General features: G+C 66.6%; 10 protein-coding genes. 4 read left to right on the top strand and 6 right to left on the bottom strand.

The window, feature by feature from the left end; translation table 11 throughout:
• Positions 1 to 2: 2 nt before the first annotated feature.
• The 3 genes from ABE463_RS10575 to ABE463_RS10585 are packed head-to-tail and all read right to left on the bottom strand — an operon-like array spanning position 3 to position 2409.
• Complete coding sequence (locus ABE463_RS10575; protein ID WP_019184090.1) at positions 3 to 533, bottom strand: TRAP transporter small permease; 531 nt, start codon at positions 531 to 533, stop codon at positions 3 to 5.
• A gap of 12 nt (positions 534 to 545) precedes the next feature.
• A complete protein-coding gene (locus ABE463_RS10580; RefSeq protein WP_123730974.1) occupies positions 546 to 1550 on the bottom strand; it encodes a TRAP transporter substrate-binding protein in 1005 nt (334 codons plus the stop codon).
• 37 nt (positions 1551 to 1587) lie between these two features.
• A complete protein-coding gene (locus tag ABE463_RS10585) occupies positions 1588 to 2409 on the bottom strand; it encodes a 2-keto-4-pentenoate hydratase (protein ID WP_346468133.1) in 822 nt (273 codons plus the stop codon).
• A 148-nt stretch (positions 2410 to 2557) separates the two neighbouring features.
• On the opposite strand from ABE463_RS10585, the gene ABE463_RS10590 reads away from it, so the two are divergent.
• The 4 genes from ABE463_RS10590 to ABE463_RS10605 all read left to right on the top strand — a co-directional run bounded on the left by ABE463_RS10590 (position 2558) and on the right by ABE463_RS10605 (position 6741).
• On the top strand, positions 2558 to 3556 hold the full coding sequence (locus ABE463_RS10590; RefSeq protein ID WP_346468134.1) for an alpha/beta hydrolase: 999 nt from the start codon (positions 2558 to 2560) through the stop codon (positions 3554 to 3556).
• Positions 3549 to 5171, top strand: a complete 1623-nt coding sequence (locus ABE463_RS10595) for a carboxylesterase/lipase family protein (RefSeq protein WP_346468135.1) — start codon at positions 3549 to 3551, stop codon at positions 5169 to 5171. The genes ABE463_RS10590 and ABE463_RS10595 overlap by 8 nt, the downstream gene beginning before the upstream one ends.
• A 44-nt stretch (positions 5172 to 5215) precedes the next feature.
• Positions 5216 to 6034, top strand: a complete 819-nt coding sequence (locus ABE463_RS10600) for a rhamnogalacturonan acetylesterase (RefSeq protein WP_346468191.1) — start codon at positions 5216 to 5218, stop codon at positions 6032 to 6034.
• Positions 6035 to 6150: 116 nt separating this feature from the next.
• On the top strand, positions 6151 to 6741 hold the full coding sequence (locus ABE463_RS10605; protein ID WP_259260703.1) for a cysteine dioxygenase family protein: 591 nt from the start codon (positions 6151 to 6153) through the stop codon (positions 6739 to 6741).
• A gap of 45 nt (positions 6742 to 6786) precedes the next feature.
• On the opposite strand, the gene ABE463_RS10610 is transcribed toward ABE463_RS10605, so the two are convergent.
• The 3 genes from ABE463_RS10610 to ABE463_RS10620 form a co-directional block, all read right to left on the bottom strand.
• Positions 6787 to 10605: a LamG-like jellyroll fold domain-containing protein gene (locus tag ABE463_RS10610; RefSeq protein WP_346468136.1), complete on the bottom strand. Its 3819-nt coding sequence runs from the start codon at positions 10603 to 10605 to the stop codon at positions 6787 to 6789.
• A 151-nt stretch (positions 10606 to 10756) separates the two neighbouring features.
• A complete protein-coding gene (locus ABE463_RS10615; RefSeq protein ID WP_346468137.1) occupies positions 10757 to 13936 on the bottom strand; it encodes a TonB-dependent receptor in 3180 nt (1059 codons plus the stop codon).
• 265 nt (positions 13937 to 14201) lie between these two features.
• Entirely contained in the window at positions 14202 to 16961 is a 2760-nt protein-coding gene (locus tag ABE463_RS10620; RefSeq protein WP_346468138.1) for a TonB-dependent receptor, read from the bottom strand.
• Between the last annotated feature and the right edge of the window lie 224 nt (positions 16962 to 17185).

The following is a 17185-nucleotide window of genomic DNA, read 5'->3' on the forward strand; positions in this document are numbered from 1 at the left end:
ACTCAGCGATCTCCCTCGGCAACGGCATCGGCCGGCCGTACAGCCAGCGCCATCTGGTTCACGGCGAAGATCGCCATCAAGGCGCCACCGATCGACAGGGGCAGGTAGTTGATGCTCTGCGGCAGGTTGGCGCCGGCGGCCTTGATATCCAGGCCGTCCATCAGCAGCACGGCCGCCCACCAGGCGATGACCACGCCCAGCACGGCCACCACCAGCGCGGCGAACACATCGACGGCGCGGCGCAGGCCCGGGCCCATGTGCGCGGCCAGCAGGAAGAAGCCGAAGTGGCGGCGGGTATGCACACCGGTGGCCGCACCCAGGCTCATCGCCGTGGCCAGCAGCAGCAGCGTGACCGGCTCGGTCCAGCTGGGCGAATCATTGATCACATAGCGGGCGAACACCTGCCAGCCCTGCACCACCACCAGGCCGAGCAGGGCGATGACGGCAATGTAGATCGCCACATCGGCGATGACGTTGAGCAGGCGCTGTGGCGCGGTGGGGGTGATGACGGTTTCGGAAGTCGAGTCGGACATCGCGTCGGGGCCTCAGGCGAAGTCGCGGATGCGACGGGTGAGGGCGGCCAGCTCCGGCTGCTGCAGGTAACGCTGCAGCAGCGGATCGGCGGCCTTGCGGAAGGCCGGCATGTCGACCTCGTTGAATTTGATGCCGAAATCGGCCACGGCCTGGCGGGCCGTGTTTTCCGAGGCATCCCACTGCTCGCGCATCACCTGCACCGATTCGCGGGCGGTCTCGATCACCAGGGTGCGGTCGGCCGGGCTCAACGCATCGAAGCTCTGGCGCGACATCAGCAGCACGTCCGGTGCGTAGGAGTGATCGCTCTGCGACCAGTAGTGCGCGGCCTCGAAATGACGGCTGGAATGGAAGCTGCGCATGTTGTTTTCCGCACCGTCGATCATGTGCGTTTCCATGCCCGAGAAGGTGTCACCCAGCGACATCGGGGTCGGGTTGGCACCGAGCAGGCGCATCAGCTGGATGAAGATGTCCGAGGAGGCCACGCGCAGCTTGAGGCCGTGCAGGTCCTTGGGCTCCACGATCGGGTGCTTGGTGTTGTAGAAGCAGCGCGCGCCGGAATCGTAGATCGCCAGACCGACCAGATCACGGGTTTCAAAGCCCTGCAGGACCGTATCGGCGACGCCGCCATCGAGGGCGCGGCGCATGTGCGCCACCGACTCGAACACGTACGGCAGGCACAGGCCCTGGGTCAGCGGGAACGCATTGTTCAGCGCGCCGGAGTAGACGCGGGTGATGTCGATGGCGCCGAAGCGGGCCATGTCGATCGCTTCGGACTCACGGCCGAGCTGGCCGGAGTGGTACTGGCGCAGGCGCAGCCGGCCGCCGGTCTTCTCTTCCAGGGTCTGCCCGATCCACTTCACCGCGGTCACGGTGGGGTAGTCGGCGACGTGGACATCAGTAGCGGTCAACAGCTGCGCGCCTGCCGGTGCGGCGTTGGATGACCGCGAACAGGCTGTCAGCGCGGGCGCGGCAAGCGCGCCCAGACTGGTGGCCAGGAAATTTCTACGAGTGAACATCTGCGCCCTCCCAAGCGTGTTCGCCATGTCCGCGGGCTTACCCGGCGGCGATGGCTTTGCAGGTAATGTCGCCGTAACCGACGAAACGGATCAATGCTTCCTGGCCCACGGCAATATCGTGAATGCCGGTGGCGTTGCCACTGGCGATCAGATCGCCGGCCTTCAACGGCCGCCCACGCTGCGCCGAACGGCCCAGTGCGAACGCGTAGGCGGTGCGCAGGCCGCCGGGCAGCAGGGTCGCGCCGCCGGTACCGACCACCACACCCTCGATGCGGGTTTCCGCACGCAGGTCCGCGTCATCCAGAGTGGTCCAGTCGGGAATCTCCGGGCCGAGCACCAGACCATTGTTGTTGCCGAAATCGGACACGACCACACGCGGGCCGAGCTTGTTGATCGTCGCCAGCGGGCTGCTGGCCACTTCCACGCCGATGAAGAGCTTGGCGGCCAGCGCCTCGGCTTCTTCCGGGGTCCAGTGCAGCTTGTGCGCCGGTGCGTCTTCCTGCAGCTGGATCACGTACTCCGCCTCGACTGCGCCGAAACCGCCGACGAACACCGGAATCTCCAGTGTTCCACCGGTAGCATTCCAGAGCTGACGGGAGAAGATCGGGCCCAGCAGGCGGTCGTCGCCCGAGCCGTCGCGGCGTTCGGCAGCGATATAGCCGACCTTCCAACCCACCACCTGGTCATCCCACAACGCGATGGCCTGGTCCTGGACCTGATAGGCGGTGACCAGGTCCTCGGGGATGTTTCCCGGGAAATCCGGCAGGGATTGGCCATGTTGGCGGGCGCTGACGAAGTGGCGGGCGATCTCGCCCAAACCCTGGTCTTGCAGGTCCTGTTTGCCGTGTTCGTTGCTCAAGCGGGTCTCCCGGAAAAATTGTTGCACTGCCAATCGACAGTGGCTGGATGTGCTGTATATGGTAAACCGGTGTCATTGGCAATGTGCAGCGCATCAGAAGTGCTGCCGGTCGGGCACGATGCCCGTTCCCCTCTGCCCGGAAGGACCTATGCGGATACCCCGCGCCGTGTTGATGCCGCTGTTGACCCTCGTGCTGCTGACCAGCGGCACGACCTACGCCGCCGAGCGCGCCGTGCCGGAGACCGAACCGGGCACCGGTGCCCCCGATCGCATTGCGCTGTGGCCGGACGGCCAGGTGCCCGGCGAAGCCGGCCAGGCCACCGTGCCCGAGGTGATCGAGCGCAGCACCGACCCGGCACTGCCGGACCGCTACATGGACAACGTGAGCGCACCCTACCTGGTGGTGTACCGGCCGACGCGTCCGAATGGCAGCGCCCTGTTGGTAGTACCCGGCGGTGGCTACCAACGCATCGTGCTCGACAAGGAAGGCACCGCCCTGGTGCCGGCCTTCGTGGAGCACGGTGGCGTCACCCTGTTCGTACTGCGCTACCGGCTGCCCGCCGGCCGCAGTGATCGCCAGGCCGCACTGGCCGATGCCCAGCGTGCGATGCGGGTGATCCGCGCCGATGCCGCGCGATGGCAGATTGATCCGCAGCGCGTCGGGGTGATGGGCTTTTCGGCCGGCGGGCACGTCGCCGCGCGGTTGAGCAACGGCTTCGATGCACCGGCCTACCCGCATCGCGATGCGATCGATGCGCTCAGCGCGCGGCCGGATGTCGCGCTGCTGATCTACCCGGTGATCGACATGGGCACGCATGCGCATACCGGCTCGCGTACCCGTCTGCTCGGGCCGCATCCGGATGCGGCGCTGCAGCAGCAGTTTTCCATGCAGGATCAGGTCCGCGTCGATACGCCGCCGACCTTCCTGGTGCATGCGCAGGACGACAACGTGGTCTCGGTGCACAACAGCCTGGTGTATTACCAGGCGCTGCTCCGCGCCGGCGTCACCGCTGAAATGCACCTGTTCCCGTTCGGCGGCCACGGCTTCGGCGTGCGCATCCCGGCCGGTTTGACCGTCGCGCAGTGGCCCACGCTGGCCCTGCGCTGGATACCCTCGCGCCACACGGAGCCTGCGCGCCATGACTGATTCTCCCGCCGATCTGCAGCGGCGCCGTTTCCTGCGCGACAGCGCGCGCTATGCGCTGATGCTGGGGGCGACCAGCCTGCCGCTGCTGCCCGCCTTCGCCGGCGTGCCCGGCCCGCGCCACGATGCCGCGCCGCTGGCGCGCGTGCGCGGTGGACGCGTGCGCGGGCAGCTGGAGCAGGGCATCCACGTGTTCCGCGGCCTTCCCTACGGCGCCGATACCGCGCCCCGGCGCTTCCAGCCGGCCGTGCAGGAATCGACCTGGCGCGGCGTGCGTGATGCACTGGCGTACGGCAATGCCGCACCGCAGGGCGGCAGCGAAGGGCCGGGCAGCGAAGACTGCCTCTACCTCAATGTGTGGACCCCGGCACTGCGCGATGGCGGCAAGCGCCCGATCGTGTTCTACATCCATGGCGGTGCCTACAACAACGGCTCGGGCAGCGACCCGCTGTACGACGGCAGTGCCTTGTGCCGGCGCGGTGACGTGGTGGTGGTCACGGTCAACCATCGCCTCAATGTGTTCGGCTATCTGTACCTGGCGCAGCTGGGCGATGCGCGTTTCGCCGATTCCGGCAACGTCGGCCAGCTCGATCTGGTCCAGGCGCTGCAGTGGGTTCGCCAGCATGCACACGAGTTCGGTGGCGATGCGGGCAACATCACCGTGGTGGGGCAATCCGGCGGCGGCGCGAAGATCGCCACGCTGATGGCCATGCCCGCCGCGCGTGGCCTGTTCCAGCGGGCGTGGACCATGAGCGGGCAGCAGGTGACCGCCGCCGGCCCACGGGCGGCCACCCAGCGCGCGCAGATCGCGATGCACGCGGTCGGGGCGGCCGATGCCGAGGCGCTGCGCACGATGCCGATGGAAGCACTGCTGGCCGCCACCCGTGCGCGCGACCCTTCGCGCGTGGAGAACAGCAGCCTGTATGTCGGGCCGGTGCTCGACGGGCGTTCGTTGCCGGTGCATCCGTTCTGGCCGGAGGCGCCCGCGCAGTCCGTCGGGATTCCGATGGTGATCGGCAACACCCACGATGAGACCCGCGCCTTCCTCGGCAACGACCCGGCCAACTTCGCGCTGACCTGGGAGACGCTGCCGGCCAAGCTGGAAAAAGAGCAGTACGTAGACCTGCTGCCCTCGGTGGTGATCGCCGAGTACCGCCGCCTGTATCCGCACTACACGCCATCGGAGGTGTTCTTCGCGGCCACCACCGCCGGTCGTTCGTGGCGCGGTGCGGTGGAGGAACTGGAGGCGCGTGCGCGCCAGGGCGCACCCACCTGGGCCTATCAACTCGATTGGGGCTCGCCGCTGGACGGCGGCAAGTTCGGCGCGTTCCACACGCTGGATATCCCGCTGGTGTTCGATACCACCGATCGGCCCGGCTCGCGCACCGGTGACAGCGAAGCGGCGACCCGCGTGGCGGCCACGATGAGCGAGGCCTTGATCGCCTTCGCCCGCCATGGCGATCCGAATCATGGCGGACTGCCGCGCTGGCAGACCTATTCGCTCGCCCGCCGCGAAACGATGCTGTTCGATACCCCCTCGCAGCAGGCTGACGACCCCCGCGGTGGCGAGCGTCGCCTGTATCAGCAGGCCCCCTTCATTCAACGAGGTACGTTCTGATGCGGTGTACGTCCTGGCTGCTGGGCAGCGCGCTGTTCGGCCTGATGAGCGCGGCGCAGGCCGCCGTGGATCCGGCGGTGCTGGATCGCCCGGCACCGACCCCGATCCGGGCCAGCAAGATCGTGCTGGTCGGTGATTCCACCACGGCCGTGCAGGGCGGCTGGGGCCCTGCGTTCTGCGCCCGGCACGTGACCTCGTTCCTGACCTGCACCAACCTGGCCCGTGGCGGCCGCAGTACCTACAACTACCGCGCCGAAGGCTCGTGGGCACTGGCCGAGGCCGAGATGCGCACACCCGGCTATGCGCGCACGTGGGTGCTGGTCCAGTTCGGCCACAACGACCAGCCCGGCAAGCCGGGCCGTTCCACCGATCTGCAGCGCGAGTTCCCCGACAACCTGCGCCGCTATGTGCATGAGATCCGGGCCGCCGGTGCGCAGCCGGTGCTGCTGACCCCGTTGACCCGCCGCCAGTTCGCCGATGGCGTCCTGATCGATGACCTGGCGCCGTGGGCCGAGGCGGTACGGACCGTGGCGCGCGAGATGAAGGTCCCGCTGGTCGATCTGCACGCGCGCAGCCGCGCGGTGGTGCAGGCGCTGGGGCCGGTGGCTTCGATGCCGCTGGCGCAGGCGGCCGCCACGCCCGCCCAGGTCAGCGCGGCGCTGGGCGGGACCACCGTGGGCGCCGCCCCCATGGCCGGCGCACCGGCTGCGCAGAACAACGCCGTCACCGAGCCCATGGGGCAGGCCAAGGTCGCCTTCGATTACACCCATCTGGGCCCCGACGGCGCAGCGTTGTTCGCCACGCTGGTCACCGAGGAACTGGCCCGGCAAGTCCCGTCGTTGCGACCGCTGCTGATTCCCTGATCGATAGGCAGACCCTTCGAACACTCTCGAATGGATCGCTACGTCGGGGATCGTGGGTCGATTGGATGTGATTCAGGTCAAACACGCTGTTCACCGGGATCGCCTAGACTCGGGGCATGCAAGAGCAATGCAACCCGTTTCCTCCGTTCCATGGCCGTGATCGATTGATCGCCGCCGTCGACCATGCCGTCCAGCACGAGCACGCGCACCAGATCGCCGCCACGCTGCGCGCGGCGTTGCGCGAGGCGATCGCCGACAGCCGCATCCAGCTGCCGGCCTGCGTGCACCACCCGATCGAGGATCACTACGCCCGCCGCGAGCTGTACCGCAGCCCGGTGCACGGCTACAGCATCGTCGCGATGAGCTGGGGGCCGGGGCAGGGCACGCCGCTGCACGACCACAGCGGGCTGTGGTGCGTGGAGGGGGTCTGGCTGGGCCAGCTGGAGATCACCCAGTACCAGCTGCTGGAGCGCGACGGCGAGCGCTTCCGTTTCCGCCCGGAGCCACCCGTGCTGGGCGACTGCGGCAGTGCCGGCAGCCTGATCCCGCCGCACGAGTACCACACCATCCGCAACACCAGCGACGATGAGCTGGCGATCTCGGTGCACGTCTACCAGGGCGAGATGACCCGCAGCGCCATCTTCGAGCCCGAGGCCGACGGCTGGTACCAACGCCGCGTGCAGGTGATGGAAACCGACGCGGCCTAGCGCCGGCGGGGTGCCGGCGCCGAAGCAGCCCTGCATGGCATGGCGCTACGGGTCGAGCGCCACCACGTTGTTGCGCTGGGTCACTTCCGCCGCACCATCGGCCTGCATGACACGCACGCGCAGGCCACCGCGATCCCCGGCCGGCAACGGCAGACTGACGATCGTGGTCTTCGGCAGCAGGTCGCTCGGCGCGGCCAGGCTCGGAATCTCGACGCGGGCCAGCTCACGGCCCTTGGCATCTTCCAGCACGGCCACGCCCACACCGGTCGCGACATGGCCCAGGCTGTGCACGGTCACCTGCACCTGACGCCCGTCCACGCGCACATCGCCCCGCCCGATGCCGAGGTCGGCGCGCTGTTCGACCGGCGTGCCGGCCTGCACCAGCTCGAACTCGAACACCTGGCTCTGGCCCGGTACGAACCGCAGCGTGGTCGAGGCACTGCGCTCCAGGGTGAGCTCACGCGTGGTGGCCTTGCCGTCGATGGTGTCATCGCCGTTGCGGTCCACGCCGCTGGTCATCCGCCATTGCCCGGCGGTGACGTTCCAGGTGCTCATCTCCGCATCCACTGCGTGCTTGCCCAGGTTGTAGGCGATCACCTTGAAGCGGTCCGGCGAGGGTGCATGTACCAGCAGCGCGACCTGCTCGGCGGCCTGCGGCTGGGCGAAGCGCCAGCTCACGGTGTGGCCCGGCCAGCTCTGGTTGCGCTTGAGCGCGATGCCGCCCAGGCGTGCACGCTGCAGGAATTCGCTTGGCGCTTCGACACGGTCGGACCACCAGTGGCCTTCGGTGTTCATGTATTCGCGCTGCGCCTTGGCCTGGATGCCATCGGCATGCAGCGCCTCCAGGTACTTCTTGTCGCCGGTGGCCTGCCACGCCATCAGGCTGGCGAAGCCGGTGCTGCCGCTGTCGGCATCGCTGATGAAGCGCGGGTTCCACTCGGCGCCGCGGCCGAGGGCCTCGACATAGTTCTCGCCCAGGTTGGACAAGGCGCCCGGGCCACCGCGCTCGACGCGGTAGTCCAGTGCCTTGAGGTATTTTTCATCGCCGGTCCAGCGCCATGCCGCCCAGAAGGTGTGCATGATGTCGCCGCTGCCCGAGCCATTGTTGAGCTCACCGCCGCGGGTCTTGCCAGTTGCCCAGTTGATCTCGTTCGGCAGTGCCCAGCGGCCCTTGTCGTCGGTGTAGGCGTGGGCGAGGTAGCCATCGGCCAGCCCGGTAACCAGCTTGCGGCCGGTCGGATCGGCGTTGTACTGGCCGATCAGGAACGCCGGGTGCAGGACCGGGAAGGAATACGGCTTCTGCCATTGCCAGTTCGGTTCGCGGTAGACCTTGTTGCCGCCGAACCAGTTGCTGGAGAACAGCAGATGGCCCTGCGGGTTGGGCAGGATGATGCGCTCGTCGAAGGCCTTCACCGTTTCCATCAGGCGCTCGACGGTGAGCGGATCGCCCCAGTTGAGGTAGAGCATCGCGCTGTTGGTGTTGATGCCTTCCTCGTAGGCGTGCAGCTCATCGGTTTCGATGGTGCTCAAGCCGTTGCTGAACATGCCATTGCGGTACACCGCATCGGACAGCGCGGTCAGCGAGGCATTGAGCTTGTCCGGCTGCACGCCCATCAAGGCCAGGCCCGGCCACTGCTGGGTCAGATCGGAATCGTCGGAAATGCCGCCGCCGAAATCACCGTAGGCGATCTGGCGGTTGTCGATCCACCACTCGATGAAGCGGCGCACGTAGGTGAGGTCTTCGGTCTGCCGGAACGCCCACAGCGGTACGCCCTTGGGCGCCTCGGGCTGGGTGAACGGCGGTTTGCCCTGGCTGTTGTAGCTGATGTAGTTCCAGTACAGGCGGCCGAGCTCGTGGTCCGGGTCCACCCGCAGCAGGTCGCTGAGATCGGCGTACACGCGCGCGTACAGGCGCTGGCGCTTGGAAGTGGTGTGTTCTTCGACCAGGAAGCCCCAGTTGTCGCGCACCTGGTTGAAGCGGTCGGCGATGTGTTCTTTCTTCGCCTCGTCGCGGTCCTTGTAGACCATGCGGATTTCCGCACCGTCCAGCGAGGTGGCGTTGAACCCCGGTGCGGCCGACGCGACGGAGATCCACAGGCTGTCGGCGGTCAGGATGCGATCGCGCAGGTCCAGCCACAGCGTGCGCTTCTGGCCCGGCTTGACCGAGACCGACACGTCGATCATGTCGCGCGCCGGCCACAGCGGGTCCTTGATGCGGATGTTCAGCGGGATCAGGCCGTCATGGGTCGCCGGCAGGTCCAGCTTGGGCAGATCGATCGCGATGCCGTCCAGGCCGTCATACATGTTCTCCCAGCTGTGCGCCCAGCTGCGGATCAGCGGCTGCGCGGCCGGTGCGTCGCTCACGCCGGAGGGAATCAGTACGTGCACGATCGGCAACGGCTGCGCGGGCAGTGTGTCGGCCGTGCGCTTGCGTGAGCCGGCGCCCTTGGGCAGCGCCATCACCGTGCTGCGTTCGGCCGCCGGGTAGCGGCCGTCGATGTACTCGCGCAGCGCGGCGATGTTGGTGTAGTCCGGCAGGGCCTGGCTGTCGATCAGGTAGCGCTGCTTGACCGTGCCCTCCGGCTCGGCGGCATCGCTCACCTGGTAGGCCCAGATCTCCTGGATCGGGGTTTCCTGCGCCGTGTTGCGGAAATGCAGCACGCCACCGTCCTGCGCGGGAATCGTGTCGACGCTGCGCACCACACCCTGCGGACGCTCGAACAGCGTCTGCGCGGGCTGGCCGTCCCCACTGTGGCTGAGCCCGCCGAAGGCGGCGCCGCGCACTTCGATGCGGTTGACGGTCTCGCCGGCCGGCAGGGTCAGGTCGAGCTGCTGGCCACCGTCAACGTAGGTGTTCCAATCGGGCAGCTGGAAGTAATCATCGCGCCCGGCCAGCCGCGAGCGGTTGTACACGCCCGGCCAGGTGGTCTCGGCGATGCCGTCGGTCGCCTTCCACATCCACTGCTTGTGGTCCTTGGTATCGGCGAACTCGATCTTGCGGATCGTGGTGGTCGGCGCGGTCAGCGCCGGCGGCGGCGCAGCGTCCCAGCCATGGCGATGGCGCCAGGCGCGCATCGGGTCCGGCTCGGCCACCGCCGTGCGGGGCGCGGCATTGCGGGCCAGCGCGGCCATGCCGGCCGGGTCGAGCAGGCGGTCATAGACGCGGATCTCGTCGAAATCGCTGCCACGCAGGAAGTTGTAGCGGCTCTGCACCTGGTAGGGCGCCATCACGCGTCCGGCCAGGCCAAGCTGATCCAGTGCGGCGTCGTAGTCGGCGGTGGTCTCCTGGCGGGCGACCTCCTTGCCATCCACGTACAGCCGCACGCCGTGGTTCTCATCCCAGCCGAAGGCGATGTGCTGCCACTGTTGGGGCGAGGGGTTCTGGTCGAGCTTGAACGACACGCGCGTGCGCGCCAGGTTGGTATCGGTGACGAAGGCATCGAAGCCGTGGCCATTCCAGTCGATGCGCAGCCAGGCCATGTCCCAGCTGCTGTGGTCGGCATAGCCGACCCGGAAGATCACGAACGGCGCTTCACCCACCGCATACCGTGAGCGCCAGAAGAAGCCGAGTGTGCCGCGCTGGGCCTGGATGTTGCCCGGTGCGTTCCACGACAACACGCCGTCATCGGCCCATTCGATCGCGCTGCCGTGCGCGCCGTTGGGCACCCGCTTCACCTTGTCCTGGAAATTCGGGACCGGATCACCCGCGGCGGTATCGGCCTGCAGACTCTGGTCGGCCGACACGTGGAACAGCAGCTGCGGCGCGGTCTGCGCCCAGGCGGTGCCACTGCCCGCAAGCAGCAGCGCCAGCACGCTGGCGGACAGGCGGGAGGGGCGGATCGAGGGGGCGACAACGCGATGCATGAGACCTTCCTTTCGACAGCAGAAACAGTACAGCGGAACCAGCAGCGGGGGTCAGCCGCTCATGGTGGCCTCCCGCCCCGGCACCGCGCCCGCCATCCCGGAGAGAAGGACGGGGACGGGCGCGATAGCGGTGGCGGAAGGCGCAGCACGGTCAGAACTTGTAGCGCAGGCCGAGGTAGTACTGGCGGCCGGTGTGGGTGTAGCGGTCCGGCAGCGACAACGCCGAATCGACATAGCGCTCATCGGCGGTGTCGAGCAGGTTGATCGCCTCGAAGGTCAGCGAGAGATTCTTGTTGACCTTGTAGGACATGTTGAAATCCACGTTCTCCACGCTGTACTTGCCCTGCACATCGGCCGTGGCGAACTGGTTGCCGTCCAGGTCCCACACGTTCTCCTGCGACAGGATGGTGCTGATGTACGCGTCGCGGTAGCTGGTGGAGACGCGGGCGCTGAAGCGGCCGTCGTCGTAGTACAGCGTGGCGTTGTACGAGTTCGGCGAGAGGTTCAGCAGGTCGTTCTCGGTGTACGTGGTGACGATCGTGCTGCCGGTTCCGGAGCTGAACATGTACTTGATCTTGGACTCGACGTGCGTGTAGTTCAGCTGCACGCCGAAGTTCTTCCAGACGCCGGGCAGGAAGCTGAAGGGCTGCTGGTAGGACACCTCATAGCCCTTGAGCGGGCCGCCCGGGGTGTTGAAGTAGCTCTGCACGTTGAACACCGTGTCCGGGCTGAAGCCGGTCGGCAGCAGGTCCAGCGAGTAGCCCATGTCCGCCCACGTGGTGAGCAGGCGGGTGCGCTGCACGTAGCTCTCGATGTCCTTGTAGAACACCGCGGCCGACAGCAGCGCGCCTTCGTCGAAGTACCACTCCGCGCTCAGGTCGTAGTTGGTCGAGCGGAACGGATCGAGCTTGGGGTTGCCCAGGTTGATCGAGTAGCTGCGGTCGTCATCGAAGTAGGCGGTGGGACCACCGCTGACGCTCGGCGACAGGTTGGACAGGGTCGGGCGGGCCATGGTCTTGGCCGCGCCGAAGCGCAGCACGAAGGTGTCGCTCAGGTCCCAGGCCAGGTTCAACGAGGGCAGCCAGTCGTCGTACTTGTGGCCGACCCGGGTGCCGACCTGCAGGCGCTCGCCCGGATCGGCGGTGGCGCTGGCCACCCCGAAGAACGGCTCGCACGCCGAGGACAGATCGTTCGCGTTGGTGGCCGTGCACGGCGCATAGCCATCGGCGGTGATGCGGGTCTGCACGTAGCGCACGCCCAGGTTGCCGCGGAACGCGCGGCCCAGCAGGTCGGTGTTGAAGTCCAGCTGCAGGTAGCTGCCGTAGCTCTTCTCGTTGACGTCGAAGTTGTTGTTGGACGCCCCGAAGTGACCGACGCTGGCCAGGCGGTAATCACCGCCGAGCGTGCCGGTGTTGCAGTTGCAGTAGATGTCCAGCAGCTTGGCGATCTGGTTGAAGTCCGGCACCAGCCACGCGTTGGGCAGGTTGCCGTCCATGCCCTTGCCGAAGCCGCTCAGCGTGTTGCTCAGGTCACCCACACCCACACCGGCCGGCAGCGCCTGCGACAGGCGCCCGTAGCTGATGTTGCGGAACTCCTGCGTGCTCATGTCGTAGTCCTTGTAGGCCAGACCGCCGCGCAGGGTGAAGGTGGGGTTGATGTTGAACGTGAGGTCGACCTTGGCCGTATCGAAGGCGTTGTCGACGTACTGCGGGTTCAAACGCACTTCGCTGATGTTGCCGCCGCGCGCCGTGCCGTTGGCATTGACCGGCGTGCTGCCGTAGCCCAGCCACTTCCAGTTGTCCACGGCGTTGAGATCGAACGGGAAGGACATCGCCGGCACCTTGCCGTTGCGCATGTCCAGCACGAAGCCATCCAGGTTGCTGTTGTCGAAGCTGACCATCGAGAAGACGGGCCGCTCGTAGTTGGATTCGGAGTGGCCGATCACCGCATCCAGGCGCACCGCGTCGTTGAAGCGGTGTTCCAGGTTCAGGCTGAACTGCTTGAACTCGGTGCTCTCTTCGATCGCGGTGGATTCGGTGCGGAAATCCACGTTGTCGAACACGCCGTAGGTCAGGCGGTTCTGTTCATCGGCCTGCGCTTCGCGGACCACGATCTGGGTCTTGCCGCCGTACTGCGCGGTGCGGTGCAGGTTGGCGCCGATGGAATCTTCGCGCACGTTCTTGTCGAGCTTGGAATACAGCATGTCCAGGTTCAGCTGCGTATCGTCGCTGACCTTGAACTGCAGCGCGCCGGTGACGCCCAGGCGCTCGATCTCGTGTTCGGTGCGGATGTAGCGCGGGTAACGCGGGATCCAGGCGTTGGTCGCGGTCTCGTAGGCGGCGATGTTCTCGGCCGTCGCAGCGGGGCGGTCCAGGCCGGGGCCACAGTGGGTGGCATCGATGCCGTAGCTGCCCCAGCCATTGCTGCGCGCCTGGTTGGCGGCGCTGCCGACACCGGCGGCGGTCTCGTTGGCCAGCGGATTGCGCGGCGTCTGCGGGTTGTAGCCGGCCGGGCTGCAGAAGCCGTAGGTGCCATTGTTGGCCGCGGTGCTCTGGTTGGAGTTGCGGTAGTTGCCGTGCTCCCAGCGGACCGGGTTGTAGCCTTCCTCGAAGATGGTGCGCTTGCTGTAGGCCACCGACATCAACGCACCCACCCGGCCATCGGCCCAGGTGTTGCTGATCAGGCCGGAGATGCGCGGATCCTTGTTCTTTGACAGCTCGTTGTAGCCGTACTGGCCACCGAGCGAGGCCTGGAAGCCCTCGAAATCGAACGGGCGCGAGCCGCGCAGATCGACCGTGGCGCCGAGCGAGCCCTCGTCGGTCTGCGCCGACTGGGTCTTGTTGATCTTGACCCGGCTGAACAGCTCCGAGGCGAAGGTATTGAAGTCGAAGCCGCGGCTGCGGTTGACGCCGGTGGTGCCGCTGCCGGCGGTGGACAGCGCTTCCAGACCGTTGATGCGCACGCGGGTGAAATCCGAGCCCAAGCCGCGCACGGAGATCTGCTGGCCTTCGCCACCCTCACGATCGATCGAGACGCCGGCGATGCGCTGCATCGACTCGGCCAGATTCAGATCCGGGAATTTGCCGATGTCTTCGGCGTAAATCGCATCGACCTGTTCAACGCTGTAGCGCTTTTCATCCAGCGACTGCTGCAGGCTTTCGCGGTAGGTCGCCTTGACCTCGACCTTGTCCAGATCCACCGCGTTGAGTGAGGCGGCCGCTTCGGGCGTCTGCTGTGCTGCGGCGATGCCAGCGGCACTCTGCAGCGCGAACGCGATCGAGACCGCAAGCAAGGTAACCGGAGTCTTTTTACGGGCAGTGAGTCGTTCCATCGTGTGTAAGCCCCCTCCCAGGGTTCGCCGCCATGCGACCGTGATGTAGATGAGTCATGGACGTCCGGCCTCCCCGGAACGTCTGTCGCGCATGTGCCGCAGTGATACCGCTGGTCATCCAGAACGTAACAAACCCTTCACGCGGCGGCATCTTGCGCCGCAACAGCGCGCCGAGGTGGCATGAGGGTCGTGGATGGCAGCGATGGCGGCGTGCGCGCAGCCGGCGGCGTGATCGCTCACGCCGCCGGTGGGTAGTGCCGTTGAATCAGAACTTGTAGCGCACGCCGAGCAGGAACTGGCGGCCGGTTTCGGTGTACTGCAGCGGCAGCTGACCGGTGGCCGGCGAGTAGACCCACTCGTCGGAGGCTTCGTTGGTCAGGTTGATGCCTTCCAGACTCAGTTCGAGCTGGTCGCTGATCGTGTAGCGGATCGAAGCATCGATGACCGTGGTGCCGGTCATGCCGTGGTAACCGTCGAGGTTGAAGCCGGTTTCCGTACCCGGTGCCTGGGTCAGGTAGTCATCGCGGTTGGTCGCCGAGACGCGGCCGGAGAAGACCTTGCCTTCGTAGAACAGCGTGGCGTTCCAGGAGGACTTGGACAGACCGGTCAGGTCGGTCTTCATCACCGGCTGGCCAGCGGCGTTGAGATACTGGATCTGCGATTCCACCCAGGTGTAGTTCAACTGCACGCCAAGGTTGGACCACTTGCCCGGCAGGAAGGTGAACGGCTGGGTGTAGTTGGCTTCCACGCCGTGCAGTTCACCACCCGGGGTGTTGACCGGACGGCTGTAGGTGAAGTCATCCGTAGGCGAGGCGCCGGTGCCGATCAGCAGCGACGCAGGCAGACCGCTGTCGGAGTACGGGCGCACTTCGCGGGTGGTCTGCACGAAGCTCTCGATGTCCTTGTAGAACAGACCGATACCGGCCATCGCGCCTTCGGAGAAGTACCACTCGAAGCCGAGGTCGACGTTGGTCGCGCGGATCGGTTCCAGATCCGGGTTGCCGCTGGAGATGGTGCGAGCACCACCGGCCACGGCCACCGTTGCGCCAGGCGTCAGGCTGCCCAAACCCGGGCGGCTCATCACCTTGGCCGCGCCGAGGCGGATCAGGAAGTCCGGGCTGACTTCGGCCACCAGGTTGAACGAGGGCAGGGTGTCGTTGTAGGTGCGGTTCTCGGTGGTGGAGACCGTACCGGTGGCCAGCGTCGACAGGCCGGTGGAGCTCTGCTTGGTGCGCACGTAGCGCACACCCACGTTACCCGACAGCGGCAGCGCGCCGATCTCGGTGGAGAACTCGCCCATCAGGTAAGCGCCACGGTCCTTCTCTTCGACGCTGCGCACGTTGTTGGCGCGCGGGGCGACGGCGAAGATGCCGCTGTTGCTGTAGATGTCGAACTGATCGGCGATGGCGTTCAGATCCGGCACCACCCAGTTGGACGGGCTGCCGTTGATGCCCTTCAGGCCGGCCTGCTCGGTCATGTCCACCGGCACGATGCGGGTGCCACCCGGGAAGGTCGGCACGGCCAGTTCGCTGGCGCGACGCAGCTCGGTGGTCTTGAAGGTGTAATCCTTGGCGAGCACGCCACCCTTCAGGCGGAAGCCCGGGCTGATGTTCCAGTTGAAATCCAGCTGGCCGGTATCGAAGTCATTGTCCACGTACTGCGGGCGCAGACGGATCTCGGCCAGTTCCCAGCCCGCCGGGTTGGTCGGGTCGATGCCGTAGTTCAGCGTCGGGAACCGGCTGTTGCCCCGGTAGTCGTAGCTGTAATTGTCGACGTCGTACTTGTCCATGATGATGGTGGTCTGCACGGGGTTTTCGTGCTTGGAGCGCGAGATGCCGAGCTTGCCGGACAAAGTGAAGTCGTCGCCAAAACGGTGCTGGCCGTTGAGGCTGAGCTGCTTGAATTCGGTGCTCCACTCGTCGTGACGGTTTTCCGAGCGGATGTCGACGTTGTCGAATTCGCCGTAGACCAGCGCGTTGTTCTCGATGACGCCGTTCTTGACGACCATCGCCGGCTTGCCGGCCAGGCGCGGCTGCGCGGTGTTGGCGCCACGGCTGAAGGAGATCGCTTCGATGTAGTGCTCGTCGCGGGTCGCATCGATCTTGGAGTACAGCGCGTCCAGCGAGAACTCGGTGGCATCGCTGGGCTTCCACTGCAGGGTGCCGGTCACGCCCAGGCGCTTCTGCTCATGTTCCATCTGCACGTAGCGCGGGAAGCGCGGGTGGTAGACGTTGGCCGAGCGCGCGGCGGCGAACGGCGAGGCCGCATTGAAGTTGCCGTTGCTCGGGCCGTTGGCCCAGCGGCCGGTGTTGGAGCCTTCTTCCAGCGCCTGGCGCTCGGAATAGGCCACCGACAACAGCGCCCCGAAGGTGCCATCGGCGAAGGTGTTGGAGATCAGCGCGGCCATGCGCGGATCGGCTTTCTCGGCCATCGCGTTGTAGCCGGCCTGGCCGCTGGCGGCGAAGGTGAAGCCGTCATAGTCGAACGGGCGCGCGGTGCGCAGGTCGACGGTAGCGCCCAGCGAGCCTTCCTCGACATCGGCCGAGGCGGTCTTGCGCACCAGCAGCTGCGAGAACAGGTCCGAGGCGAACACGTTGAAATCGAAGCCGCGGCCGCGGTTGGTGCCGCCGCTCTGGTCGCCGGCGCCGACCGTGGTCAGCGCTTCCATGCCGTTGATGCGCACGCGGGTGAAATCCGGGCCGAGGCCACGCACCGAGATGTTGCGGCCTTCGCCGGCTTCACGGGTGATGACCACGCCGGGGATGCGCTGCAGCGATTCGGCCAGGTTCAGATCCGGGAACTTGCCGATGTCCTCGGCGACGATGGCATCGACCACGCCGGCTTCGCCGCGCTTGATGTCCAGCGCCTTCTCGACACTGGCGCGATAGCCGGTGACGGTGACGGTATCCAGGTCGGTGGGGTTGGTGCCCGCATCCTGGGCCAGCGCGGTACCACTCAGCGCCAGGCCGATCGACAATGCCAGCAAGGTAACCGGTGTCTTTTTCTTCGTGTTCTGGACTTGCATGTTTTCCCTCTCCCAAGGTGCTACATGAAACAGCTATCCAACGACATGTCAGTGCAATGACACCGCTGGTCAGGGCGGACGTTAACAGCCCGTTACCGATCCGGCATCTTGCACCGCAACAGACTTTTATTGTCCCTTAGACGCTTGCGGGACAATGCTTCCGACATTCAGGACCGGTGGACGGGCGGTCGTCCATCGCTAGAATGACACCGCTAGCCATTGCT

Source organism: Stenotrophomonas sp. TWI819, assembly GCF_039673075.1.
GTDB classification, from domain to species: Bacteria; Pseudomonadota; Gammaproteobacteria; order Xanthomonadales; family Xanthomonadaceae; genus Stenotrophomonas; species Stenotrophomonas rhizophila_B.